This is a genomic window from Roseburia sp. AM23-20 (assembly GCF_003470905.1).
Lineage (GTDB): Bacteria > Bacillota > Clostridia > Lachnospirales > Lachnospiraceae > Roseburia > Roseburia rectibacter.
Genome location: NZ_QRHS01000062.1, coordinates 1 through 420, shown reverse-complemented (window position 1 = coordinate 420; position 420 = coordinate 1). Strand labels below are relative to the sequence as shown.

General features: G+C 39.8%; 1 rRNA gene (only partly in view). It reads left to right on the top strand.

Annotated features, from left to right (window positions below):
* A 5S ribosomal RNA gene (gene rrf / locus DW650_RS20820) occupies window positions 1–100 on the top strand (it extends 19 nt beyond the left edge of the window).
* Window positions 101–420: the final 320 nt, after the last annotated feature.

The window sequence follows — 420 nt, the reverse complement described above, 5'->3', positions numbered from 1 at the left end:
GGGGGAAACACCCGTCCACATCCCGAACACGATGGTTAAGACCCAGACGGCCGATGATACTATACTGGAGACGGTATGGGAAAGCAGGTGGCTGCCAGATTAAAAATAAACATAAGATAGAGATATCTTATTATAGATAAAACGGGCATCGGCTAGATGCTAACCTAATTCAACGGGGAAGCGTTGTTTAGATAACTGGTTTTACCAGTGATTAGAGAGTTCAAGTGATTGAGTTTTCTAATGACTGATAAACATCAGTCAAAGTCATGAAACATTTTCTTTGAAAGTGTAAATTGACGCAGAAGTTTCGAAGAAACTTCTAACGCATGAGCGCTATTGCGCGAAATGCTAATGGCTCTGGGAAGCAGAGACTATAGTACCTTGAAAACTTCATACAGAGATTGATAAAAGATTTTTTAT